At 67.8% G+C, this 23,597-nt stretch carries 21 protein-coding genes and 1 pseudogene; 3 read left to right on the forward strand and 19 right to left on the reverse strand.

Annotated features, from left to right (window positions below):
- Positions 1-191: 191 nt before the first annotated feature.
- From CA2_RS10795 to pobA, 9 genes and pseudogenes are all read right to left on the reverse strand, one after another.
- Complete coding sequence (locus CA2_RS10795) at positions 192-1,151, reverse strand: Gfo/Idh/MocA family oxidoreductase (protein WP_042416653.1); 960 nt, start codon at positions 1,149-1,151, stop codon at positions 192-194.
- On the reverse strand, positions 1,144-2,037 hold the full coding sequence (locus CA2_RS10800) for a class III extradiol dioxygenase subunit beta (RefSeq protein WP_042416815.1): 894 nt from the start codon (positions 2,035-2,037) through the stop codon (positions 1,144-1,146). Before CA2_RS10800 ends, CA2_RS10795 begins: the two co-directional genes overlap by 8 nt.
- A gap of 99 nt (positions 2,038-2,136) precedes the next feature.
- Positions 2,137-2,547: pseudogene (ligA, locus tag CA2_RS18590) on the reverse strand (protocatechuate 4,5-dioxygenase subunit alpha); the annotation flags it as partial.
- Between the two features lie 75 nt (positions 2,548-2,622).
- On the reverse strand, positions 2,623-3,555 hold the full coding sequence (locus tag CA2_RS10805; RefSeq protein ID WP_042416655.1) for an amidohydrolase family protein: 933 nt from the start codon (positions 3,553-3,555) through the stop codon (positions 2,623-2,625).
- A 13-nt stretch (positions 3,556-3,568) separates the two neighbouring features.
- Positions 3,569-4,252 carry a 4-carboxy-4-hydroxy-2-oxoadipate aldolase/oxaloacetate decarboxylase gene (ligK, locus tag CA2_RS10810; protein WP_042416657.1) on the reverse strand — a complete coding sequence of 228 codons (684 nt, stop codon included), beginning with the start codon at positions 4,250-4,252 and terminating at the stop codon, positions 3,569-3,571.
- A gap of 120 nt (positions 4,253-4,372) precedes the next feature.
- Positions 4,373-5,401, reverse strand: coding sequence for an amidohydrolase family protein (locus tag CA2_RS10815; protein WP_042416660.1), 1,029 nt, complete (start codon positions 5,399-5,401; stop codon positions 4,373-4,375).
- 67 nt (positions 5,402-5,468) lie between these two features.
- Positions 5,469-6,824, reverse strand: coding sequence for an MFS transporter (locus CA2_RS10820; protein WP_042416665.1), 1,356 nt, complete (start codon positions 6,822-6,824; stop codon positions 5,469-5,471).
- A gap of 107 nt (positions 6,825-6,931) precedes the next feature.
- Positions 6,932-7,639: a substrate-binding domain-containing protein gene (locus tag CA2_RS10825; protein WP_042416818.1), complete on the reverse strand. Its 708-nt coding sequence runs from the start codon at positions 7,637-7,639 to the stop codon at positions 6,932-6,934.
- Positions 7,640-7,830: 191 nt separating this feature from the next.
- On the reverse strand, positions 7,831-9,003 hold the full coding sequence (gene pobA / locus CA2_RS10830) for a 4-hydroxybenzoate 3-monooxygenase (protein WP_042416667.1): 1,173 nt from the start codon (positions 9,001-9,003) through the stop codon (positions 7,831-7,833).
- Positions 9,004-9,145: 142 nt separating this feature from the next.
- Here pobA and CA2_RS10835 point away from each other — a divergent pair, with 142 nt between their 5' ends.
- Complete coding sequence (locus tag CA2_RS10835) at positions 9,146-9,919, forward strand: IclR family transcriptional regulator domain-containing protein (protein ID WP_154164303.1); 774 nt, start codon at positions 9,146-9,148, stop codon at positions 9,917-9,919.
- A 3-nt stretch (positions 9,920-9,922) separates the two neighbouring features.
- On the opposite strand, the gene CA2_RS10840 is transcribed toward CA2_RS10835, so the two are convergent.
- Positions 9,923-10,813, reverse strand: a complete 891-nt coding sequence (locus CA2_RS10840) for a LysR family transcriptional regulator (RefSeq protein WP_042416673.1) — start codon at positions 10,811-10,813, stop codon at positions 9,923-9,925.
- Positions 10,814-11,030: 217 nt separating this feature from the next.
- On the opposite strand from CA2_RS10840, the gene CA2_RS10845 reads away from it, so the two are divergent.
- Positions 11,031-12,026, forward strand: coding sequence for a Bug family tripartite tricarboxylate transporter substrate binding protein (locus CA2_RS10845; protein WP_042416676.1), 996 nt, complete (start codon positions 11,031-11,033; stop codon positions 12,024-12,026).
- Between the two features lie 173 nt (positions 12,027-12,199).
- On the opposite strand, the gene CA2_RS17560 is transcribed toward CA2_RS10845, so the two are convergent.
- From CA2_RS17560 to apbC, 9 genes are all read right to left on the reverse strand, one after another.
- Positions 12,200-12,496, reverse strand: a complete 297-nt coding sequence (locus CA2_RS17560) for a DUF4148 domain-containing protein (protein WP_042416677.1) — start codon at positions 12,494-12,496, stop codon at positions 12,200-12,202.
- Positions 12,497-12,636: 140 nt separating this feature from the next.
- Positions 12,637-13,335 (reverse strand): Crp/Fnr family transcriptional regulator, encoded by a 699-nt coding sequence (locus CA2_RS10855; RefSeq protein WP_169741470.1) that lies wholly within the window; start codon positions 13,333-13,335, stop codon positions 12,637-12,639.
- 11 nt (positions 13,336-13,346) lie between these two features.
- Positions 13,347-14,372, reverse strand: coding sequence for a M48 family metalloprotease (locus CA2_RS10860; RefSeq protein ID WP_042416687.1), 1,026 nt, complete (start codon positions 14,370-14,372; stop codon positions 13,347-13,349).
- Positions 14,373-14,386: 14 nt separating this feature from the next.
- The gene (locus CA2_RS10865) at positions 14,387-14,977 is read right to left on the reverse strand and encodes a LemA family protein (protein ID WP_081888963.1); all 591 of its coding nucleotides are present in this window, start codon (positions 14,975-14,977) and stop codon (positions 14,387-14,389) included.
- Between the two features lie 226 nt (positions 14,978-15,203).
- Complete coding sequence (locus CA2_RS10870) at positions 15,204-15,608, reverse strand: group II truncated hemoglobin (RefSeq protein ID WP_042416821.1); 405 nt, start codon at positions 15,606-15,608, stop codon at positions 15,204-15,206.
- Positions 15,609-15,799: 191 nt separating this feature from the next.
- Positions 15,800-16,171, reverse strand: a complete 372-nt coding sequence (locus CA2_RS10875; protein WP_042416694.1) for a TraR/DksA family transcriptional regulator — start codon at positions 16,169-16,171, stop codon at positions 15,800-15,802.
- A gap of 211 nt (positions 16,172-16,382) precedes the next feature.
- Positions 16,383-18,914, reverse strand: coding sequence for an ABC transporter permease (locus CA2_RS10880; RefSeq protein ID WP_042416696.1), 2,532 nt, complete (start codon positions 18,912-18,914; stop codon positions 16,383-16,385).
- 52 nt (positions 18,915-18,966) lie between these two features.
- The gene (locus tag CA2_RS10885; RefSeq protein WP_439708933.1) at positions 18,967-21,369 is read right to left on the reverse strand and encodes a penicillin-binding protein 1A; all 2,403 of its coding nucleotides are present in this window, start codon (positions 21,367-21,369) and stop codon (positions 18,967-18,969) included.
- A gap of 249 nt (positions 21,370-21,618) precedes the next feature.
- Positions 21,619-22,713 (reverse strand): iron-sulfur cluster carrier protein ApbC, encoded by a 1,095-nt coding sequence (gene apbC / locus CA2_RS10890; RefSeq protein WP_042416698.1) that lies wholly within the window; start codon positions 22,711-22,713, stop codon positions 21,619-21,621.
- Between the two features lie 145 nt (positions 22,714-22,858).
- Between apbC and CA2_RS10895 the strand changes: the two genes are divergently transcribed.
- Positions 22,859-23,443: a restriction endonuclease gene (locus CA2_RS10895; RefSeq protein ID WP_042416700.1), complete on the forward strand. Its 585-nt coding sequence runs from the start codon at positions 22,859-22,861 to the stop codon at positions 23,441-23,443.
- Positions 23,444-23,597 lie beyond the last annotated feature (154 nt).

The raw sequence follows: 23,597 nt of genomic DNA on the forward strand, positions 1-23,597 counted from the left end.
CCGCGCACATCCAGCAGGCCTGCTTTTGAGCGGCTGCCGCCACGAAAGTGCCAGCCCCCGCGCACTGCGCCTGCGCGCCGGGGGCTGTGCGAAATGTGCCGTTGTCGCACCCCGGCACACTCTTCATTCCATAGCTGCCAGCCCATACTCACATGGGCCAGCAGCCTATTTCACGCCTAAAACCCAACCGATCAATCGGCGTTCAGTTGCTGCTCCAGCTCGTGCAGCACGCGGTAGCACGGCAGGACCTGTTGCACGCTGGAATTGGGTTCGCGCCCTTCGCGGATGGCGGCGAAGAATTCGCGGTCCTGCAGCTCGATACCGTTCATGGACACATCGACCTGGGACACGTCGATCTTCTCTTCCTTGCCGTTGACCAGGTCGTCGTAGCGTGCGATGTAGGTGCCGGTGTCGCCGATGTAGCGGAAGAACGTACCCAGCGGGCCATCGTTGTTGAACGACAGGCTCAGCGTGCAGATGGCGCCGTTGGCAGCCTTGAGCTGGATGCTCATGTCCATGGCAATGCCCAGGTCCTTGTGGATCGGGCCTTGCACGGCGTTGGCCTTGACGATGGGGCTGCCCGCCTGGTATGCGAACAGGTCCACGGTGTGCGCCGCGTGGTGCCACAGCAGGTGGTCGGTCCAGCTGCGGGCCTGACCCAGGGCGTTCATGTTGGTGCGGCGGAAGAAGTAGGTCTGCACATCCATCTGCTGGATGTGGAACGCACCGGCTTCGATCTTCTTGTGCACCCACTGGTGGCTGGGGTTGAAGCGGCGGGTGTGGCCCACCATGGCCACCTTGCCGGTCTGCTGCTGCACGTCCAGCACGGCTTGGGCTTCGACCCAGCTGTCGGCCAGGGGGATTTCCACCTGCACGTGCTTGCCGGCCTGCATGCACTGGATGGCCTGGGCAGCGTGCATCTGCGTGGGCGTGCACAGGATGACGGCGTCCACCTCGGGCAGTGCCAGGGCTTCGGCCAGGTCGGTGGTCACGTGGCCGATGCCGTACTGGGCGGCCACTTCCTGCGTGGGCTCCAGGCGGCGGCCCACCAGCGAGACGACTTCCACGCCGTCGATCTTGCGGATCCCATCCAGGTGCTTGATGCCGAAGGCACCGGCGCCGGCCAGCGCCACTTTGATCGTCTTAGTCATTGCGGTTCTCCAAAATCAGATGGCCCACGGCCGTGTTTGAAGCCGGCACGTGGAAGAAACGGTGCGCCAGCTTGGGCGCGGGGCCGCCGGCCACATCGGCCATGGCACCCCGGGCGATCAGCCACATCACCAGCTCGATGCCTTCGCTGCCGGCCTCGCGCACGTAGTCGATGTGCGGCATGGTGGCCAGGTCGGCGGGATCGGCGATCAGGCGATCCAGGAAGCGGTTGTCCCACTCGGCATTGATCAGGCCGGCGCGTGGACCCTGCAACTGGTGGCTCATGCCGCCCGTGCCCCAGATCTGCACCTTCAGCGGGCGGTCATAGCTTTCCACCGCGCGGCGGATGGCCTGGCCCAGCTGGAAGCAGCGCTGGCCCGAGGGCACCGGGTATTGCACCACGTTGACGTGGAAGGGGATGACCTGGCAGGGCCAGTGCTCGGGCTGGCCGAACATCAGCGACAGGGGCACGGTCAGGCCGTGGTCCACCTTCAGCGTGTTCACCAGGGTCAGGTCGAAGTCCTGCTGGATGACCGACTGCGCGATGTGCGCGGCCAGGTCGGGGTGGCCCTGCACCTTGGGCACGGGGCGCGGGCCATAGCCTTCGTCGGCGGGCTCGAACTCGGCCGCCGTGCCGATGGCGAAGGTGGGGATCACGCCCAGGTCGAACGAGGTGGCGTGGTCGTTGTAGACCAGAAAGATCACGTCCGGCAGGTGGTCCTGCATCCACTGCTTGGAGTACTCGTAGCCCTGGAACAGCGGCTTCCAGTAGTCGTCGCCGGTCTTGCCGTGGTCGATGGCCGCGCCAATCGCCGGCACGTGCGAGGTGAAGACCGAGGCGGTGATGCGCGCCTGGCCCTGCGCCGCCTGGGCGTGGGCGTTCTGCACCGCATCGGCCAGCGCCAGTTGGCCCTGCGCCGCTTCCCATTCCTTCCAGGCCGAGGACATGGACATGGGGCCCTGGGCGTTGCCGCCCTCGCCCAGCACGCGGTTGCCCTCGGGGCTGCGGCCACCGGCCAGCATCATGGCGCGGTAGGCCTCTTCGGTCATTCCGGTCATGGAGCCCGCCATCTGCTGGAAGCTCAGCCCATCGGTGGCACCCAGCTTGGACAGGAAGTAGATGTTGCCGCCGGTGCGCATCATCCAGTTCAGGTCGCGCGCGCGCACGGCCGCCTTCTGCTCGGCCGTCATAGGCCAGGTGGCCAGGTAGGCGTCCTCGTCGGCCTTGAAACGGGTGCGGTTCTCGGCCTGCATCAGGCTCATGCAGAACTGGTTGAGCCAATAGCCCTTGCGGCTTTGCTCGGCATCGAAAATGGTGGTGCCCGGTACGTCGAGGTAGGGTTTGTCCAGTGCCATGGTGTTCTCCTGGTTGCGTCCGGTGCCCGCACCTGCGGGCATGGACGGCGGCTGTCATTCACTGCGTGGGCGCTGGCCCTGCCCTGGTCGGCAGGTGCTGCGGACGCCCACCGGGGGCTACGCCTCTTGCGGCCAATACAGGCGCATCGGGTTGTCCACCAGCAGCTTGCGCTGCAGCTCGGCGGTCGGCGCGATGTGCGGGATGAAGTCCACCAGCAGGCCGTCATCGGGCATGTGGTCCTTCAGATTCGGGTGCGGCCAGTCGGTGCCCCACAGCACGCGGTCGGGGAATTCCTCGACCACGCGGCGGGCGAACGGCACCACGTCGCGGTAGGCGGCCTGCTCACCATGAAGGGCCTGGGGGCCGGTGACGGACAGGCGCTCGGGGCAGCTGACCTTGCTCCAGACGTTCGGGTGCTCGCGCATGAACTTCAGGAACAGGGCGAATTCTGCGCTGTCCACGCCCTGGCGCACGTCGGGGCGGCCCATGTGGTCCACGACCACGGTGGTGGGCAGGCGGGTGAAGAAGTCCCACAGCTCGGGCAGGTCCACGGCCTCGAAATAGATGACCACGTGCCAGCCCAGCTGGGCGATGCGCCCGGCAATCTCCATCAGCTCGTCCTTGGGCGTGAAGTCCACCAGGCGCTTGACGAAGTTGAAGCGCACGCCGCGCACACCGGCGGCGTGCAGCTGATGCAGCTCGTCGTCGGTGATGGAGCGGCGCACCGTGGCCACGCCGCGCGCCCGGCCACCGCTGGCCAGGCAGGCATCGACCATAGCGCGGTTGTCGGCGCCGTGGCAGGTGGCCTGCACGATGACGTTGCGCGCAAAGCCCAGGTGGTCGCGCAGCGCGAACAACTGCTGCTTGCTGGCGTCGCAGGGGGTGTACTTGCGCTCGGGGGCGTAGGGGAATTCCGCCCCCGGCCCGAAGACGTGGCAGTGGGCATCGACCGCGCCGGCGGGCAGCTGGAAGCGCGGCCGGCTGGGGCCCCTGTACCAGTCGAGCCAGCCGGGGGTCTTGGTGAAGTCACCGGTGGTGGGTGTGCTCATCGCGGGCCTCCGTTCAGTCGATGTACTTGAGGCCGGCGGCTGCCAGCGGCTCGCGCATCTGGTACATGTCCAGGCCCAGCACGCCGTTGGCCAGCTTGGCGCGCTTCTCGCCTTCGAAGCTTTCGCGCTTTTGCGCGGCGGCCAGCACCTGGGTGGCGCGGGCGGCGGGCACGCAGACCACGCCGTCGTCATCGGCCACGATGACATCCCCCGGGGTGACGAGCTGGCCGGCGCAGACCACGGGCACGTTGACCGCGCCCAGCGTGGCCTTGATGCAGCCCTTGGACGAGATCGCCTTGCTCCACACCGGGAAGTCCATGGCCTGCAGCGTCTTGACGTCGCGCACGCCAGCGTCGATGACCAGGGCGCGGGCACCGCGGGCCTGGAAGCTGGTGGCCAGCAGGTCGCCAAAGTAGCCGTCGGTGCAGGGGCTGGTCACGGCGGCCAGCACGATGTCGCCGGGCTGAATCTGCTCGGCCACCACATGCATCATCCAGTTGTCGCCGGGCTGCAGCAGCACGGTGACGGCCGTGCCCGAGACCTGGGCCCCGGGGTAGATGGGTCGCACATAGGGTTGCAGCAGGCCGACGCGGCCCATGGCCTCGTGCACGGTGGCCGAGCCCAGGGCGCCCAGGCCGTCGGCCGCGGTGCGGTCGGCCCGTTGGATGTTGCGGTACACCACGCCAAGTTCGTACATGGTCTTTCCTTGTCTTTTCAAAAGGTGAGCAGCTGGCGCTCGTCTTTGCTGGTTTTCAAGGTGTTTTCTATTGAAAACCCTTGATTGATGTGCGCCAGCAGCTCTGGTTTTTATGTCGTCTTATTTGCCCTGGGCCTTCAGCGCCGCATCCAGGCGCGTGAACACGCGGCGGGCGTTGCCTTCGTAGACCATGTGCTTTTCCTCGGCCGTCAGGTTCTGCGTGGCCTCGATGTAGCGCTTGGTGTCGTCGTAGTAGTGGCCGGTCTGCGGATCGATGCCGCGCACGGCGCCGATCATTTCGCTGGCGAACAGGATGTTCTGGGTGGGGATCACCTCGGTCAGCAGGTTGATGCCCGGCTGGTGGTAGACGCAGGTGTCGAAGAAGATGTTGTTCAGCAGGTGCTCTTCCAGCAGCGGCTTCTTCATCTCCTGCGCCAGACCGCGGAAACGCCCCCAGTGGTAGGGCACGGCGCCGCCGCCATGGGGGATCAGGAACTTCAGCGTCGGGAAGTGCTTGAACAGGTCCGACGTCAGGCACTGCATGAAGGCCGTGGTGTCGGCATTCAGGTAGTGGCTGCCCGTGGTGTGAAAGCAGCTGTTGCAGCTGGTGGAGACGTGGATCATCGCGGGTATGTCGTACTCCACCATCTTTTCGTAGATGGGGTACCAGCTGGGGTCGGACAGCGGGGGCGACGTCCAGTGGCCGCCCGAAGGATCGGGGTTCAGGTTGATGCCCACGTTGCCGTACTGCTCCACGCACTTGACCAGCTCAGGGATGCAGGTGGCAGGGTCCACGCCGGGCGACTGCGGCAGCATGGCCGCGGGAATGAAGTGGTCGGGGAACAGCTGGCTGACGCGATAGCACAGCTCGTTGCAGATGGCGGCCCAGGTGCTGGAGGTCTGGAAGTCACCAATGTGGTGGGCCATGAAGCTGGCGCGCGGGCTGAAGATAGTCAGGTCCGAGCCACGCTCTTTCATCAGGCGCAGCTGGTTGGTCTCGATGGTCTCGCGGATGTCGTCGTCGCTGATGCGCAGGTCGCTGGCCTGGGGGGTCAGGGCCGGGTCTTTCAGGCCGGCGATCTGCAGATCGCGCCAGGCGCCCAGGGCGGCCGGGGCGGTGGTGTAGTGGCCGTGTACGTCGATGATCATGGGGGAAGTCCTCGCAAAAAAGTGGAAGAACCCAGTCGGGGTGGTGGCAGGCCGGGGCGGCCTGCCCTCAGTGCCCGTCCTTGGGGCTGGTGGCTTGCTTGATGACCAGGGCGGCCGTCGCAATCAGGCCTGGAATGGCCACCACGGTGAAGATCTGGCTGAAGCCCAGGTGGCGCGCCGTCAGCTCGGCCACCAGGAAGGACCCGGCAATGCCGCCGAAGCGGCCAATCCCCAGCATCCACGCCACCCCGGTGGCACGGCCACTGGTGGGATAGAAGGCCGCGGCCAGCGCGGGCATGGACGACTGGGCCGTGTTCATCAGGGTGCCTGCCACAAACACCGCCACCACCAGCCAGCCCAGGCTGCCCGCCTCCTGGCCGATCCACCAGATGGAAGCCGCCGTCAGCGCATAGCCCACGGCAATGATGCGATTGGCGTTGAAGCGATCCATCAGCCAGCCAAAGAACACCGCCCCGACGCCGCCCAGCGGGAACAGGGCCGCCACCAGGGTGGCCGTCTGCGGCTCCAGCCCGCCTTCCTTGAACAGCACCGGCATCCAGTTCATCAGCGCGTAGAAGATGACCAGGCCCATGAAGTACGCCAGCCACAGCATGAACGAGCCCAGGCGGTAAGGCTTGGACAGGACTACGCCCATGCCGCTCTTGCCGGCCACGGCCGCCTTGCGCTCCGTCATCACGAACTGCTGCACCTGCAGCACAGCATCGCCGGCTATGCGCGCCAGCGGCTTGCGGATGCGGTCTGCCGCATAGCCCCGGGTCACCATGTAGCGCACCGACTCCGGCAGCACCAGCACCAGCAGCACCACGACCAGCAAGGGCACGACGCCGCCCAGGTGCAACACGCTGCGCCAGCCGAAATGCGGGATCATCCAGGCCGCCAGGAATCCACCCAGGGCCGCGCCCAGTGGAAAGCCGCAGAACATGGCATTGGTCAGCATGGCGCGGCGCGCGTCGGGGCAGTACTCGCTCATCAGCGTCACCGCGTTCGGCATGGCCGCCCCCAGCCCCAGGCCGGTGACAAAGCGCAGCGCGGTCAGGGTCTGCAGATCGTGCGCATAGCCCGATGCCAGGCAGCCCACAGCAAACACCAGCACCGACCCCACCAGCACCGCCTTGCGGCCAAAGCGGTCGGCCAGCGGGCCGGAGCACACGGCACCGCCGGCCAGGCCAAACAGTGCCGCGCTGAGCACGGGCGCCAGGTCGGGCTTGCTCAGGCCCCACTCGGTCAGCAGCGACGGCGCGATGTAGCCGATGGCGGCCGTGTCGAAGCCGTCCAGCAGCACGATGACAAAGCACAGGGCAAAGATCGCCCATTGGAAGCGGGAGAACGGGTGCTCGTTGAGCACGGTCTGCACATCGGCGGTCAGCGCAGCAGCGCCTGGGGCCTGGGGAACTTGTCGCATGGGAAAACCTAGCTTGTCTCTGGTGTTATAGGTGGTGCTGGCTTGCCGAAGGCCTGTGCCCGCCCTCGCAGGCAGGCGGCCGGGCGCACGCGGCGCCCTCGGCGGTTCTAGAGGGTGGCGGGGACGGCGGCCGGCGCCATGCCCTGCTGGTGCTTGGCCGCCGCGGCAGCCTCGGAGGCCATGAAGGCCAGCAACTGCTGCACGGCCTGCGCCTGGGCAGAACCCGCCACCACGGCGCCGGAAAAGATGGTGTCGATGGCCACGGCGTCCGGCAGCGGCCCCACGATGGTGATGCCGGGCACGTGGATCAGCTCGCTCAGTTGCTGGAAGCCCAGGGCCACCTCGCCATCGGCCACCAACTGGCCCACGGGCACGCCGGGGCGGGCCTGGACCAGGCGTGGCTGCAGCTGCTCGGCCACGCCCCAGGCTTGAAACAGTTTTTGCAGCGCCACGCCGCTGGGGCCGGTGGAATAGCCGATGCTGGGCGCGGCCAGCACGGCATCGCGCAGCGCGGCTTCGGTACCGATGTCGGGCGGCTCGGTGCCCGCCAGCACGGCCACGGCCGTGCGGGACAGCACCAGGTCCACCTTGCTGCCGGCCACGGCATGGCCGCTGGCGATCAGCTGGTCAATCGCGTCCGAGGCCAGGAACACGGCGTCAAAGGCTTCGCCGGCCTGCACGCGCCGGGCGGCATCCACGCCGCCCACCGATTCCAGGGCCAGGGCCGCGCCCCCGCGCGCCTGCCAGGCCTGCGCCAGCTCGGCCAGCACCCGGCGCGTGGCCATGGAAGAAATGCCTGTGATTGCGGTGTGCATGCCAATGTCTCCGATCGATGGTGCCTGCTGCTTCTCGACATGGCCGCAAGGCCATGGCGCAGGCTTTTCATGCAAGGCCATGGCGCATGGCTTTTCATCCATTGTGAAGAGGTGCGTGCCCTGCGGCTAGCCAGGGGCACCGCTAGCAGCTATGCCCTGAAAGCATAGGACGCGACCACCCTCTCCCCGATTTACAGCGCCAAGCCCACGTAGTTCTCGGCCAGGGCCGTGGCTGCGGCGCGCGAACGCACGATGTAGCCCAGCTCGGCCGCCTGCACCTTGGCGTCAAAACCACCGCCTTCGGGGAAGTTGTGCATCAGCGAAGTCATCCACCACGAGAAGCGCTCGGCATTCCAGATGCGGCGCAGGCAGCGCTCAGAATAGCGCTCGACGCCCTCGTGTGAGCCCTGCTGGTAATACTCCGTCATCGCTTGGTGCAGGTAGCCCACGTCCGAGGCGGCCAGGTTCAACCCCTTGGCCCCGGTGGGCGGCACGATGTGGGCCGCATCGCCGGCCAGGAACATGCGGCCAAAGCGCATGGGCTCGGTCACAAAGCTGCGCAGCGGGGCCATGCTTTTTTCCAGCGACGGACCGGTCACCAACTGGGCGCGGGCCTCGGGGTCCAGGCGCAGCTTCAGCTCGTCCCAGAAGCGCTCGTCGCTCCAGTCCTCGATCTTCTCGGTCAGCGGTACCTGCAGGTAGTAGCGGCTGCGCGTCAGGCTGCGCTGGCTGCACAGGGCAAAGCCGCGCTCGGTGTGGGCGTAGATCAGCTCGTCGGAGACCGGGGGCGTGTCCGACAGCAGGCCCAGCCAGCCAAAGGGGTAGACCTTCTCGAAGGTCCGGATCTGGTCCGGGGGCACGCTGGCACGGCACACGCCATGGAAGCCATCACAGCCGGCGATGAAGTCGCACTGCAGCGTGTGCGGCACGCCATCGTGCTCATAAGTGACGCAGGGCTGGTCGCCGTCAAAGTCCAGCGGCTGCACGTTGGCCGCCTCGTACACCGTGGTCAGGCCGGCGGCGGCGCGTGCGGCCATCAGGTCGCGCGTCACCTCGGTCTGGCCATAGACCATGACGCGCTTGCCGCCGGTCAGTTCGTGCAGGTCGATGCGGTGGCGCTGGCCACCGAACAGCAGCTCGATGCCGTCGTGGGGCAGACCTTCGGCGTGCATGCGTTCGGCCGCCCCCGCGGCCTCCAGCAGGTCCACGCTGACCTGTTCCAACACCCCAGCACGGATGCGGCCCAGCACGTAATCGGCGCTGCGCTGCTCGAGGATGATGTTGTCGATGCCGGCCTTGTAGAGCAACTGGCCGAGTAGCAGGCCGGCGGGGCCTGCACCGATGATGGCAACCTGGGTGCGCATGGGGTGTCTCCGTGTGTTTTTGCAATACGAAGCCCCGAGCCTAGTTTTGCGGCACATCAAACACCATGCAGCCGCCCGCTGCTTTGTGCGATCATCGTGCAAAATGCGCGATCATCGCGCAGAAGATCACGCTCACCCCCCCATGCCCGACATCGCCCACGCGGATTACATCGCCGGACTGGCCAAAGGCCTGGCCGTGCTGGAAAGCTTCGACACCGAGCGCCAGCGCCTGAACGCCACCCTGGCGGCCCAGCGCGCCGGTATCACCCGGGCGGCGGCGCGGCGCCACCTGCTGACGCTGGCCCACCTGGGCTACCTGGAAAGCGATGGCCAGTATTTCTGGCTGGCGCCCAAGGTGCTGCGTCTGTCGGGCAGCTACCTGGCCTCGGCCCGCCTGCCACGCACCGTGCAGCCCACGCTGACGCGCCTGGCGGTGCAGACCGGGCTGTCGTGCTCCGTCGTCGTGCTGGACGGGCCCGAGGTGATCATCGTGGCACGCAGCGCCACCAGCGAACAGCCCGAGCGCCGCCTGGCCCACGGCCTGCACCTGGGCAGCCGCCTGCCGGCGCACGCCACCTCCACCGGCCGCGTGCTGCTGGCCAGCCTGGACGACGAGGCGCTGGAGCAGTGGCTGCGCCAGCACCCCTTGCCGCGCCTGACGGCGCACACCGTGACCTCGGCCCAGCACCTGCTGTCGCTGCTGTATGGCGTACGCCAGCAGGATTACTGCCTGGCCCGTGAGGAGCACGAGTTGGGCGTGCACGCCATCGCCGTGCCCCTGCGCAACCCGCTGGGGCACACGCTGGCGGCGCTGAACGTGGTGTGTGCCCCGCAGCGCATGCCGGCAGAGGCCATGCTGCGGGATCTGCTGCCTTTACTGCAGGAAGCCGCACGGGACCTGCGCCCCATGCTCTGATTTTTAAATCACCTGCTGGCTGAGCTGGCGCAGCACTTCCGCCGTGCGCTTGATCAGGGGCGTGGCCTGCTTCTTGGAGGACTGCGCCAGGCACAGGGTGCTGACGATCTGCGGCTCCACCACCGGCAGCACGGCCAGGCCGGCATCGTCCGTGGCATGGTTCACGGCGCTGGCCGTCAGGGCCGCATAGCCGTAGCCGCTGCGCACCAGGTCCAGGATGGCAGGCACGCTGGAGACTTCCCAGACCACGTTCAGCTTGACCTGCGACAGCGTGGCCTGGGCCTCCATCAGCTTGCGGAAGATCTGGCCGCGCTGCGGCATGATCAGCGGAAAGTCCGACAGCTCACTGAACGCCACCTGCCGGCGACCCGGCAAGGCGCGGGCCGGGCCAATCAAGCACAGCGGCTCCTGCAGCACCGGCACCACCTCGATGTTGGGGTTGGGCTCCGGCGTGTAGACCAGACCCAGATCCATGCGCCCGGAGGTCAGCCACTCGGCGATGTTCACGGAAAAACCCTCCACCACGGCCAGGCGCGCCTTGGGCATCTCCTTGCTGAAGGTGTCGATCAGCGGCAACGTCAACCGCCGCGCCAGGCTGGGTGGCAGGCCGACGACGATACGGCCCACGGGCTCGTCGCGGTGGCTGCCCAGGTCTTCCTTGGCCAGAGCCACGCGCTGCATGATGGCGTGCCCATGCTCCAGCAGCCGCCGGCCGGCATCGGTCAAGGCCACGCCGCGCCCTGTGCGGATCAGCAGGGTTTCCCGCAGCTCGATCTCCAGGGCACGCACTTGGCGGCTCAGCGCCGGCTGCGCAATGTCCAGCAACAGTGCGGCCTTGCTGAAGCTGCCGGTCTCGGCGACATGTACAAATGTTTCAATCTGCTGCAGGTTCATGATTAAGGGAATGTACTAGCAAGCTATGCTAATCCGATATAGCTGTTAGCGGGTGTCACCCCTGGAAAGAATCATGCATCCTGAGACAATCCGCTTGGATTTGATCTAAATCGGGTCAGCAGCCATACCCGCAACGCATGGCAGTCGCCCATCTGGCCCCATCCACCCCACAAGAAGGCTGGCCACAGCCTCGGGCCCTTGGCTTTCAGGAGACAACATGAGCACATCGGATTTCACACTGACACGCCGCCGCGCCGGCATGGCCCTGGGCGCGCTGGCTTTGGGCGCCGTGGGCGGCCTGCGCGCCCAGCCCCAATGGCCGACCAAGTCGGTGCGCATCATCAACCCCTTCCCCGTCGGCGGCGGTCCGGACGGCACCTCGCGCATCCTGTCGGAGAAGCTGGGCCGCCTCTGGAACCAGCCCGTGGTGGTGGAAAACCGCCCCGGTGGCAACGGCTTCATCGCCATCGACGCCTTCAAGCGCGGTGCCACCGATGGCACGGACATCATCCAGCTGGACAACGTGCACATCGCGGCCTACCCTTCGCTGTTCAAGAAGCTGCCGTATGACGTGGCCCAGGACTTCAACGTCGTGCTGCCGCTGTTCCGCACCTTCTTCTTCGTCTGCGTGGCCAACGACAGCCCGTACAAGACCGTGGGCGACCTGATTGCCGCGGCCAAAGCCCGCCCCGGCCAGCTGAACTATGGCTCGTGGTCCGTGGGCAACCCGGTGCACCTGGGCTCGGCCCTGCTGGAATCGCTGACCGGCACCAAGATGGAACACATCATCTTCAAGGAGACCAGCCAGCTCTACACCAGCGTGGCCAATGGCGAACTGGCCTTTGCCCTGGGGTCCTCGGGCACGGCCGGTCCGCTGGCCCGCTCCGGCAAGCTGCGCTTCCTGGCCGTGATGGCCCCGCACCGCCTCAAGGGCTACGAAGACGTGCCCACGATTGCCGAATCGGGAGGCCCTGCCGATGCCATCGTGACCGGCTGGAATGCCCTGGCCGTTTCGCCCAAAACGCCGGCCGAGGTGGTCGCCAAGCTGCGCCAGGACGTGACCAAGGTGCTGCACGACCCGGACATCCAGCCCAAGTACCAGACCTTCGGCTACGAGAGTTACTTCCCGACCGAGGCCGAGTTCAAGCAGTTCATGCTGGACGAGAGCAAGCGCTTTGGCGATGTGATCCGCCGCGCCCAGCTGTCGCTCTGAGCCCTGCGGGCCTGGCAAGAAAAAAGGGGGCTCGCACCACGGTGCTGGCCCCCTCTCTCCATCCCTGTGCCGACCCGCTCATCCAGCAGCCATCGGCTGTGCATCCTGAACTTCAGAAGACTGGCACAAGGGCCCGCCCAGTGGGCGGTGCGTCTGCAAGTGCAGATCGGTCTTCAACGCTGTGGCTGCTCGGTCGTGGCAGCCAGGGTCTCGGACTTCTCGGTCTTGCTTTGTCGCATTTGCAGGTAGCGCTGGTACTCCGGGCGCAGCGCGCTGTCGCTGTAGCCCGAAGGATGGGGCATGAAGCTCATGCCCGCGGCATGCCACTGCTGCAGATCCTCCAACACCTGGGCACGGGTCAACTCCGGTGCCGTGCCGCGCGTTGAAGAGGTGGTGCTGCCTTCTGCGTGGGCGACTGAGACCAGGCCCAGTGCCAGCGCAGCACATGAAAAGATACGGTGGTAACGCATTTGAAACTCCTTGACTGCCACCGAGTCAGCAGACAACGTCGTCTGGACTCCATGGCGTCGAAGTTTCTTATAGAGACGGTTTTGCGTCTGTGCGTTTTCTCACGTTACAGATGTAATTGCGCCTGCGCGCACCACCCTGCCTACTGCGCCTCCACCAGCGCCAGCAAGCCATCCAGATTGCTGAGGAAAATGCTGCGTCCCTGGCGCTGCAGCAGCCCCAGGCGCATCAGGCGCGACATCTCGCGGGCCACCTCTTCCCGGGTGGTGCCCAGGTAGGCCGCCAAGCTGGCCTGGGTGGGGCTGGGGGACAGCAGCACCTGGTTGCCCTCCACACCCTGGCGCTGCGCCAGGGCCAGCAGGCGCATGTGCAGGCGACTGCGGACATTCAGCGTCCCCATCTCGACCACACGGGCCACCAGCTGCCACAGCAGGTCGGTGACGTTCTGCAAGATGCCCAGCACCATGGCGCTGTCGTGGTACAGCCATTCCTGCACGATCTGCCCCTCCATCACCGCCAGCAGCGTCGGCTGGGTGGCCTCCATGCGCACGCCTTGGGGCATGGCCTTGCAGGACAGCGCATTGCCGAACATTTGCCCGGGCAGCAGCTCGCCCAGCAGCAATTCCCGGCCCTGCACATTCGCGCAGCACACTTGCACCTGGCCGGACAGCAGCAGGTGGATGCGCGTGTCGCTGAATGGGCAAGGCACAGGCTCTCCAGCGGCCAACACGCGCCACTGCACGCGGTCGGCCAGCCAGCGCAGGCGCTCGACGTCCAGGTGCGCCAGGGCCGGCATGGTTCGCAACAATTGCCAGGAAGCCGTGGGGGTGTCTGTGTGCATCATCAACCTTGTCAAAAACCATCGGCCTCGCGCACCACCGGCGTGGCCTGCAACGGCAGGGGCCGCATCGGCCGGCCGTAGATGCGGGCCACCCGCAGCTCCAGGGGCGGATGGGCGTCCAGCCAGTGCTCCAGCCGGCTGCTGTCGGGGGTCTCGGCCAGCAGCATGTGCTGCACCAGCGGATGGTGCAACCCGCTGTGGCTGCGGTGGTCGGCCCGCCAGCCGCCGCGGTGGCGCGCGGCCTCCTGGCGCTGCGTCATCACCTTGCGCAGCACGCCGCCCAGGGCATCGCGGCTGCGCGTCCATTGCACGGCACGGGCATCGGCCAGCAATTCGCGCTGGCGCGCAACCGCAGCCTTCAGCAGGCGCCCGCTGCACCAGCCCACAAAACCCGCCGCCATGACCGCATTGCCAAACCACCAGGCCAGGCCGCCGCGCTCACGCAGGGTTTCGCCAAAGTGGTAGACCAGCTCCAGCCCGCTGACCATGCCGGCCAGCTGCATGTTCAGCCGGGTGTCGCCCTCCTTGAGGTGCGAGAGTTCGTGCGCCACCAGTCCCTGCATTTCATCGCGCGTCAGGTAGTCCAGCGCCCCCTGCGTGACAGCGATCACGGCATCGTCCGGCTCCCAGCCGGCCGCAAAGGCATTGATGGCATCGGCACGCGCCAGCACCACCACCTGGGGCGGCAGCATCTGCGCGGCCACGCACAGTTCCTGCACGATGTTGCACAGCTGCTGCTCGGCCGGGGTGCTGCCCGGCCGGGCCTCACGCGCCCCGATGCGCTGCGCCAGCTGGCGCCCCCCGGCACTGAGCTGTTCGTGCGTCAGCCACCAGCCGCCGAGGATGAGAAACAGGGTCACCCCCACATTCACGGCCACAAAGCCCTTGGGATAGTCCAGGTGCGCAAACAGCAGCCGCCAGGCCAGCGCCAGGCCACCATGCACGGCCGCCAGCGCGGCCAGCACGCACAGGCCGAACAGCAGCACCAGCCAGCGCGTGGTGCGCCGGGCATCGGTTTGCCAGTCCCAGAAACGCATGGGGCCGCCGGGGCTCAGAACCGCACCTGGGGCGTGGCGCGCTCCTGCGCATTGGCCGTGGACTGCAGCATATCCAGGTGCATGAAGCCCAGCAGGCGGGCCCAGAGCAGGTCCGGAAACTGGCTGGCCCGGTCATTGAATTCCATGACCTGGTCGTTGTAGGCCTGGCGGGCGAAGCCAATGCGGTTCTCGGTGCTAGCGATTTCTTCGGCCAGGCGCTGCATCTGGGCGTCGGCCTTGAGTGCGGGGTAGGCCTCCATCACCGCCATCAGCCGCCCCAGGTTGCCTCCCAGCACCTGTTCGGCCGCCGACAGGGCGGCCAGGGCCTGGCCGTCTCGCGCACGATGGCGCACGGCATCGCTGGCCGCCACCGCCTGGCTGCGTGCGCGCGCCACGGCTTCCAGGGTGGAGGCTTCGTGCTGCAGGTAGCCCCGCGCCACCTCCACCAGGTTGGGAATCAGGTCGTAGCGCCGCTTGAGCTGGACGTCGATCTGCGACCAGGCGTTGTCCACACGGTTGCGCAGCTGGCGCAGGCGGTTGTAGACCGCGATGCCCCACAGCGCCAGCACGGCCACGATGGCCAGCAAGCCCCACAGTGTCGTCATTGGCAGCTTCCTCTCACGGTTGGTTGGTGCCGGCTATCTTAGTGGAGCGGTGGGCCCGCACCTGGATTGCGTCTGCGGCACCGCTGCAGGCCCGCGGCGGCGCCAGCACATGCCCTGGGTGAGCGGATGCGGAGCTGGTCGCCGGTGAAGCGCGCGGGCCGCACCAGGCCGTGGCCGGGCGCCCGTGGTACCGCCCTGGCACACCCGCAGGCCGCCAAGGACCGGCTCACACGCCCTTGTTGCGCATCCAGTCGGCCGTCTGCATGAAGCTGCTCTTAAGCCGCACGCGCAGGGCCTCGGGCACCTCGGTCTCCTGCATGGCCTGGTCCATGCACGCTACCCACTGGTCGCGCTCCAGGATGCCGATGGCGAACGGCATGTGGCGCATGCGCAGGCGCGGGTGACCAAAACGCTCCACATAGTGGTCGGGGCCGCCCAGCCAGCCGCACAGGAACCAGAACAGCTTCTGGCGCGCATCCTCCAGCGTGCTGCCGTGCGAGGCGCGCAGCTCGGCGTAGCCGGGCTCCAGGTCCATCAGGTCGTAGAAACGATCCACCAGGCGGCGCACGGGGGCTTCCCCGCCAATCCATTCAAACGGTGTGTCGTACGGGGGCTTTTCTTCTATCTGCATGGCACGGACCCAGAAATACAAACCAGCCTGCAGGGCAGGCATCCATGCCTGGCAGTGTGCCAGCTGTACCGCGCCGGGGTGGACCAGGGGTTAAGTCTCGGCCCTGCCCCGGCGCCGGCGCCCGGCTGGCAGGGGGCCTGGGCTACCGTACAGGCCCGCACCGCCACGGTGGCACGCCAGCGGCTGCAGCCCTATGCTTTGGCCTCCAGCTTGGTCTGGCACTGGATGCAGCGTTTGGCCGAGGGGAAGGCCTGCAGGCGGGGCACGGCGATCGCCTTGCCGCAGACTACGCATTCGCCGTAGCTGCCATCGTCCAGCCGCTGCAAGGCAGCGCGCACGTCCTGCAGTTCCTGCTGGTCGCGCACGGCTTCGGCATAGCGCACCTCGCGGTCGGCCGTCTCGTGGGTCTGGTTGGCGTCGGGCTCCGGCGGCATGTCCTCGGCGTCCTCGGCCTGCTGTTCCTGTTCCTGGTGCGCGGCCGCCAGCTCCTGCCGCAACTGCTGTTCACGCTGCTGCAGGAGATGGCGAAACGTCTGGAGTTGGGTGTGTGTGAGTGCAGTCATGCAGCCATGATTGCCAAGCGGCGTCCGCCCCCCGGGTCAGCGCGCAGCGCATCCGCACGTCAGCCAGAACGGCGGGGCCGCTGCACGGCGGCGGCGCACCCGCCTCTTCAAAGATGAGAGCTGCCGGCGCTCGCCCATCCACGCTTTCGAACGCCAAGCACCCTGCAGCGGTCTATCCACATGCGCCAAACGCTATGTATTTTGCATGCCCTCACTCTGCGGCGGCACGCAGGCTGTGCATCACCGGGCGCTGCAGCACTTCGCGCAGGCCCCACCAACCGGCCCCCAGGGCCAGCGTGGCACCGGCCAGTGCCCCGGCCAGCGGCACCCACCAGACGGCTGTCCAGGCAAATTCGAACACCCAGCGCGCCAGCGCCCAGCCCACCAGCATGGCGACGCAGCTGGCCAGGAAGCCCGCCAGCAGGCCCACGCCCGCCAGCTCGGCCCGCTGCACCTGGCGCAGCAGGCGGCTTTGCGCGCCCAGGGCCCGCATGATGGCGTACTCCCGCGCGCGTTCCTCGCGCGTGGCAGTGACGGCGGCAAACAGCACCACCAGCCCGGCCGCCAGCGTGAAGGCAAACAAAAACTCCACCGCGCGGATCACCTGGTCCAGCACGCGCTGCACCTGGGCAATGGTGCTGTCCAGGTCCACGTTGGTGATGTTGGGAAACTGGCGCAGCAAGGCATTGTCAAAGCCCGCCTGCGCCGGCGCGCGGTAGGCCGCCATGTAGGTGGTGGGCACATCGGGCACGCTGGCCACGGGGAACATGATGAAGAAGTTGGCGCGCATGCTGCCCCAGTCCACCTTGCGCAGGCTGGTCAGGCGGGCGCTGTGGCGCACGCCGCCGATGTCGAACACCAGGGTGTCGCCCAGATGCAGGCCCAGGGTCTGGGCAATGCCGTCCTCCACGCTGGCGCCATCGGCCTCGCCCGCCACCCACTGGCCGGCGGTGACGGTGTTCTTGTCGGGCATGGCCAGGGCGTTGGAGAGGTTGAACTCCCGGTCCAGCATGCGCTGGGCCCGGTCGTCGGTGTAGTTCTCGGGGCGGACGGCCTGGCCGTTGACCTCCACCAGCCGCCCCCGGATCATGGGGAACCAGTCGTAGCCCTGCACCCCGGCCTGCTCCAGGTGGCTGCGGAAGGCCTGGGCCTGGTCCGGCATGATGTTGATCACAAAGCGGTTGGGGGCATGCGCCGGCGTGGCCTGGCGCCAGCTGCTGACCAGGTCGGTGCGCAGCAGCACCAGCAGCACCAGCAGCACCAGGGCCAGCAGGCCCACGGCCAGGCTGCTGACCTGGACCACGGCATAGCCCGGCCGCGCCGCCAGCTGGCGCGTGGCCAGGATCAGCCAGCGTGGCGCGGCGTTCTCGCGCACCAGGCGCCGCAACAGCCAGACAGCCACCCAGGCCAGTGCGGCAAACAGCAGCGCGGCCGCCGCAAAGCCGCCCACGGCGATCCCGCCCAGCCTGGGGTCGCGGCTGACCACCATCAGCAGCGCGCCAAAGCCCAGCACGCCCACACCCAGCACCCCAGCCGAGAGGGGCTTGATGGCCCCCACATCGCGGCGCAGCACGCGCAGCGGCGGCACCTGGGCCAGCTGCAGCACGGGCGGCAGGCCAAAGGCCAGCAGCAAGGTCATGCCCATGCCTACGCCAAAACCCACGGGCCACAGATTGGGCGGCGGCAGGCCATCGGCCACCAGGCCCGCCAGCAGCCAGACAAACGCGTGGTGCACGCCCCAGCCCAGGGCCACGCCCAGCAGGCTGGCCAGCAGGCCGACCACGGCGAACTCCAGCGCATACGCGGCGGCAATCCGGCGCTGGGGCAGGCCCAGCACGCGCAGCATGGCCGCCACATCGAGGTGCCCCTGGGCAAAGGCCCGTGCCGCCAGGGCCACGGCCACGGCCGACAGCAGCGCCGCCAGCAGGGCCACCAGGCTCAGGAACTTCTCGCCCCGCTCCAGCGTGCGGCGCATTTCGGGGCTGCCGCTGTCCAGCGACTCCAGGCGCAGCCCTGCCCGCCGCCCCTTGCCGATCTGGGCCTGGGCCCAGGCCGCGTAGCGCGCCACGGTCTGGGCGTCCTCGCCGGCCACGGCCAGGCGCCAGGTGATACGGCTGGCGGGTTGCACCAGGGCGGTGGCCGCCAGGTCCTGGGCATGGATCATGACGCGCGGCGCAAAGCTCATGAAGCCGCCGCCACGGTCGGGCTCGGCCGTGATCACCTGGGCGATGCGCAGGCTGGCATCGCCCAGCAGCAGGGTGTCTCCCACCTGCAGCTCCAGCGCCGACAGCAGGGCCGCATCCACCCAGGCCTGGCCGGGGGCGGGAATCTCAGCAGTCACCCGGTCTGCAGCGCCCGCGGCATCGGCCACCTGCAGACGGCCCCGCAAGGGGTAGCCCTGGTCCACCGCCTTCAGCGCCACCAGCTTGGCCATGCCGCCGCGCGCCTCGGTGGCTCGGCCCATGGTGGGAAAGACCAGGGTCGTGACATGGCGCAGCCCCAGGGCCTGGGCCTGGTCGACAAAGCGCTGCAGCTGCCCGTCGTCGCTGGCGATCACCACATCGCCGCCCAGCAGCTGGCGCGCATCGCGCTGCAAGCCGGCTTCCAGCCGGTTGGCGAAGAATGCGACCGAGGTCAGCGCCGCCACCGCCAGCGTGACCGCCACCCACAGCAGGCGCAACTCGCCCGCACGCGCATCGCGCCACAGCGTGCGCCATCCCAGTTGCCAGAAGCTCATCGTCATGCCCAGGACGATAGCGCAAGCCCGCCCCGGGCGCTGCGCCCACCCCCAGGGTTCAGGGGGCTTCGACCGGACGCCCCAGCACGGCCGGGGGTGTTTGCTCCCAGTCCGGCGCCGTGCCGGGCGGTGGCGCCCACTGCTCCATCCAGGTATCCAGCGCATCGGAAGGCGGCAGCTGCGAAGCCGGCAGGGGCGGTGTGGACTCCTCGATCACGTCGCTGTCGGGCGCGGGCGTCACCGGGGCCGGCACGGCCACCGGCGGCGGTGTATGGCCCGGGACCGGCGCCGATGGCTGGCGCTCCTCACCCCACCAGGCCTGCATCTGGCGGCGCACGCCATCGGCCAGCGAGGCCCACCAGTGCGACGACTCAGGCGGCGTGAAGCGCGCATGGCGGTCCACCAGCTTGCTGCGCAAGGCCTGGGCAGTGAAATCCCCCACCATGGGCAGGGCGCTGCGGGCCCCCTGGCCCCAGTGGTCGCTGCGCAAGGTGATGCGCCCGTCGTTGAACCCGGCCCAGGCGCCCACCACCAGCTCGGGGTGCATCAGGATGAACCAGCCATCGGCGTTGTTCTGCGTGGTGCCGGTCTTGCCGGCCACGTCGTCCTTGATGCCCCAGCGGCGGCGGATGTCACGCCCCGTGCCTTTGTCCACCACCCCGCGCAGCATGTCAACCAGGGCGTAGTTCTCCTCCTCGTCCCAGACCTGCTCGGCCGGATGCGGGGCAAACTCGGCCAGCACCTTGCCCTGGCGGTCCTCGATGCGTGTGACCAGCAGGGGCGCGCGATACTGACCGCCGCGCGCCAGGCTGCCATAGGCGTTGACCATTTCCAGCAGCGACACCGGGCTGGCCCCCAGGGCCAGGGCCGGCACGGCCTCCAGCGGGCTGCTGCGCACCCCCAGGTTGCGCGCCAGGCGCGCCACCTTGGCCGGACCGACTTCCTGCACCAGCTGGGCGGTGATGGTGTTCTTGGAATAGGCCAGCGCATCGGCCAGCGTCATGCTGCGCCCGCTGGGCGGGCTGGCATCGCTGGGGCGCCACACCTCGTCCCCGGCCAACGTGATTTCCACGGCCTGGTCCACGCGCTGCGCATCGGCCGGCACGCCCGACTGCAGTGCGGCGCCATAGACAAAGGGCTTGAACGTGGACCCGGGCTGGCGGCGTGCCTGCTGCACGTGGTCGAACGCATCCTGGGCAAAGTCACGGCTGCCGACCCAGGCGCGCACGGCGGCCGTGCCGGGGTCCATGGCCAGAAAGCCGGCTTCCAGGCGCAGCTTGTCCTGGCGCAATTGCTGCAGGAAGGCCTTGTCGCCCAGCAGCTCCTGCAGGGCCTCCTGGCTGCTGCGGCCTTTTTCCCGCAGGGCGGCATAGGCCGTGGTCTCGCGCACCAGGCTGTGCACCAGCGGGTTGTCGGGGTTCCAGCCGTCGCGCTTGCTCCAGTTGGTGTTGGCAATGCCTTGCAGCGTGCGCGTGTGGTTGCGCACCGCCTGGGTGGCCCAGGCCTGCATGCGGGCATCCAGCGTGGTGTGCACCACCAGCCCGTCGGCATAGATGTTGTAGCCATGGCTGTCGGCCCAGTCGATCAGCCACTTGCGCACCTGCTGCGCAAAGTGCGGGGCCATGCCCGAAGGCATTTCCTGGCGTTCGAAGTCCAGGCGCAGCGGGCGCACCTTCAGACGTTCGAACTCGGCCGCGGTCAGCACCTCGCGCTTGACCATCTGCGCCAGCACCGTGTTGCGCCGCGCCACGGCGCGCTCGGGGTTGCGCACCGGGTTGTAGTAGCTGGTGCCCTTGAGCATGCCGACCAGGGTGGCCGCCTCCAGCACCGACAGCTTGGCCGCGGGCTTGTCGAAGTAGGTGCGCGCCGCCATCTCGATGCCCCAGGCGTTGTACAGGAAGGGCACGGTGTTGAGGTAGGTCTCCAGAATCTCTGGCTTGCTGTAGAGCGCCTCGATCTTGAAGGCCGTGATGGCCTCCTTGAGCTTGCGGTTCACGCTGGCAGAGCGCCCGATCTCCTCGGGGTACAGGTTGCGCGCCAGCTGCTGCGTCAGCGTGGAGCCGCCCTGCAGATCGCCGCGCAGCGAGTGCCAGACCGACGCCGCCGTGCGCCACAGGTCCATACCGTGGTGTTCGTAGAAGCGGTGGTCCTCGGTGGCGATCAGGGCCTGGACCACGGACGGGGCAATCTCGTCCAGGCCCACCCACTGGCGGTTGCTGCGCTTGAACAGCGCCATCTCCTTGCCGTCGGCCGTCAGCACCTGGGCGGGCTGCTCCAGCTTGGCCTTGCGGATGTCACTGATGCTGGGGGTGAAGGGCACCAGCAGCAGGGCATAGCCCAGTGCCAGCGCGGGCAGCACCACCAGCCATTGCCAGCGCCAGCGGCGCATGCGCTGCACATGTGGTTGCAGCCATTCCCCCAGGGCCAGCAGGCGTGGGGACTGCGTGGCCCGCTGGCGCAGCAGCGCCCACCCGGACCGGGTCTGGCGGGCCAGCCGTTGCCCCCCCTGGACCAGGGGACGCAGCAGGCGGCGCCCAGCGCCAGCGGAATTTTCAGGCTCTTGTTCTTGCACGATCAAAAACAGCGCCCCAGGCGCTGCAACAGACAAAACGCGCACAGCATGCCGGAAAAAAAGCGCCCCGGCTGAACCGGGGCACTTTGCCTAAGTTTTAAGCAGGGCTTCCCGCCCGGCCGGCCACCTGCGGTGGCATCAGGTGTTCTTGCTGATGGTGATGGTGGGGAACTTGCTGGAGAAGTCCTTGGCCTTCAGCGCAATCTTCACGGCCACATCGCGCGCCAGCTTCTTGTAGATCAGCGCGGCTTCGCTGTCGGGCGCGGCCACCACGGTGGGCTTGCCGCTGTCGGCCTGCTCACGGATGCTCATCGACAGGGGCAGCGAGCCCAGGAAGTCCATGTTCCACTCCGCCGCCAGGTGCTTGCCGCCGTCCTGGCCAAAGATGTGCTCCACATGGCCGCAGTGGGTGCACACGTGCATGGCCATGTTCTCCACCAGGCCCAGGATGGGCACGCCCACCTTCTCGAACATCTTGATGCCCTTCTTGGCATCCAGAAGGGCGATGTCCTGGGGCGTGGTCACGATGACGGAGCCGGTCATGGGCACCTTCTGGCTCAGCGTCAGCTGGATGTCGCCCGTGCCGGGGGGCAGGTCGATCAGCAGATAGTCCAGGTCCTTCCAGTTGGTGGAGCGCAGCATCTGCTCCAGCGCCTGCGTGGCCATGGGGCCGCGCCAGATCATGGCCTCGTTGGGGTTGTTCAGCAGCAGGCCGATCGACATCAGCTGCACGCCGTAGTTCTCCAGCGGCTCCATGGTCTTGCCGTCGCTGCTCTCGGGCTTGCCGCTGACGCCGAACATCATGGGCACGCTGGGGCCGTAGATGTCGGCATCCAGCACGCCCACACGGGCGCCTTCGGCGGCCAGGGCCAGCGCCAGGTTGGCCGTGGTCGTGCTCTTGCCCACGCCACCTTTGCCCGAGGCCACGGCGATGATGTTCTTAACACCTGGCAGCAGCTGCACGCCACGCTGCACGGCATGGGCCTGCACCTTGGTGCTGATATTGACCGACACGTTCTCCACCCCCGGCAGTGTCTTGGCCGCGGCAATGAAGGCCTTGCGCAGCTCGGGAATCAGGCTCTTGGCGGGGTAACCCAGTTCCACGTCGAAGGCCACGTCGCCACCGCTGATCTGCACATTGCGCACAGAGCGGGTGCTGACGAAATCGGTGCCGGTGTGCGGATCGTTCACGCTGGCCAGGGCAGCCAGCAAGCTTGGTTCGGTCAGGGACATTGCTGTTTTGTACTTATGGATGGTGGGGTCTGAGAAAATCAGAAGACACTGAGTCTATCGGAGCCCCGCAACCCATATGGTCAGCGGGCTCTTGTTCCTGGGGCGCACCGGCGCCCGGTTTCCCCCCTTTGAAAGATCTGCCGCCATGAAATTCAAAATGGCCGAAAACTCCCTGTTCGCCATCCTGCTGCGCTCGCGCTGGTGGGTGAGCTTTACCGTCGGCGCGGGCTGGGCCCTGCTGGCGGCAGCCCTGGTGCCCCAGCCCTACAAGATGGTCGCCATCCTGGGGTCGCTGCCCTTCTGGGCCCTGGGCTTTGTGGCCTTTGTGCGCCAATACGACCAGCCCACCCCGGCCCAGCAGCGCGCCCTGCTGGAGTCGGCCGCGCAGCAGAACTGGAACGAGTTTGCCCAGCACCTGGAACGCGCATGGGCCACCGAGGGCTACAGCGTCGCGCGCAGCAAGGATGCGGCCGCCGACTTCGTGCTGCAGCGCAATGGCAAGACCACGCTGGTGCTGGCCAAGCGCTGGAAGGCCGGCACCCATGGCGTCGAGCCGCTGCGCGCCCTGCACCAGGCCATGCCCACGCACAACGCCCAGGAATGCGCGTATGTCTGCATCGCCCCGCTGCAGGACACGGCGCAGCGCTTTGCCGATGCCCAGCACATCGCCATCCTGCAGGGCCTGACCCTGGCCACGCTGCTGCAAAAGCCGCTGATGGCCCAGCCCTGAGGCCTGCGCAGGCACCGCCCCGGCCGGGGAGGCCCGCGCACGGCGCTGGGGGCATTCAGGGTCAAAATGCCATCCAGCCCTTATCCATATTGCGCTGACAGCTATCAAAACCGGGAATCCGGGGCCATGCGCGCATTTACTGCACAGCGGTTTC

The sequence above is a fragment of the Comamonas aquatica NBRC 14918 genome, assembly GCF_000739875.1.
In the GTDB taxonomy this organism is placed as follows: domain Bacteria; phylum Pseudomonadota; class Gammaproteobacteria; order Burkholderiales; family Burkholderiaceae_C; genus Comamonas; species Comamonas aquatica.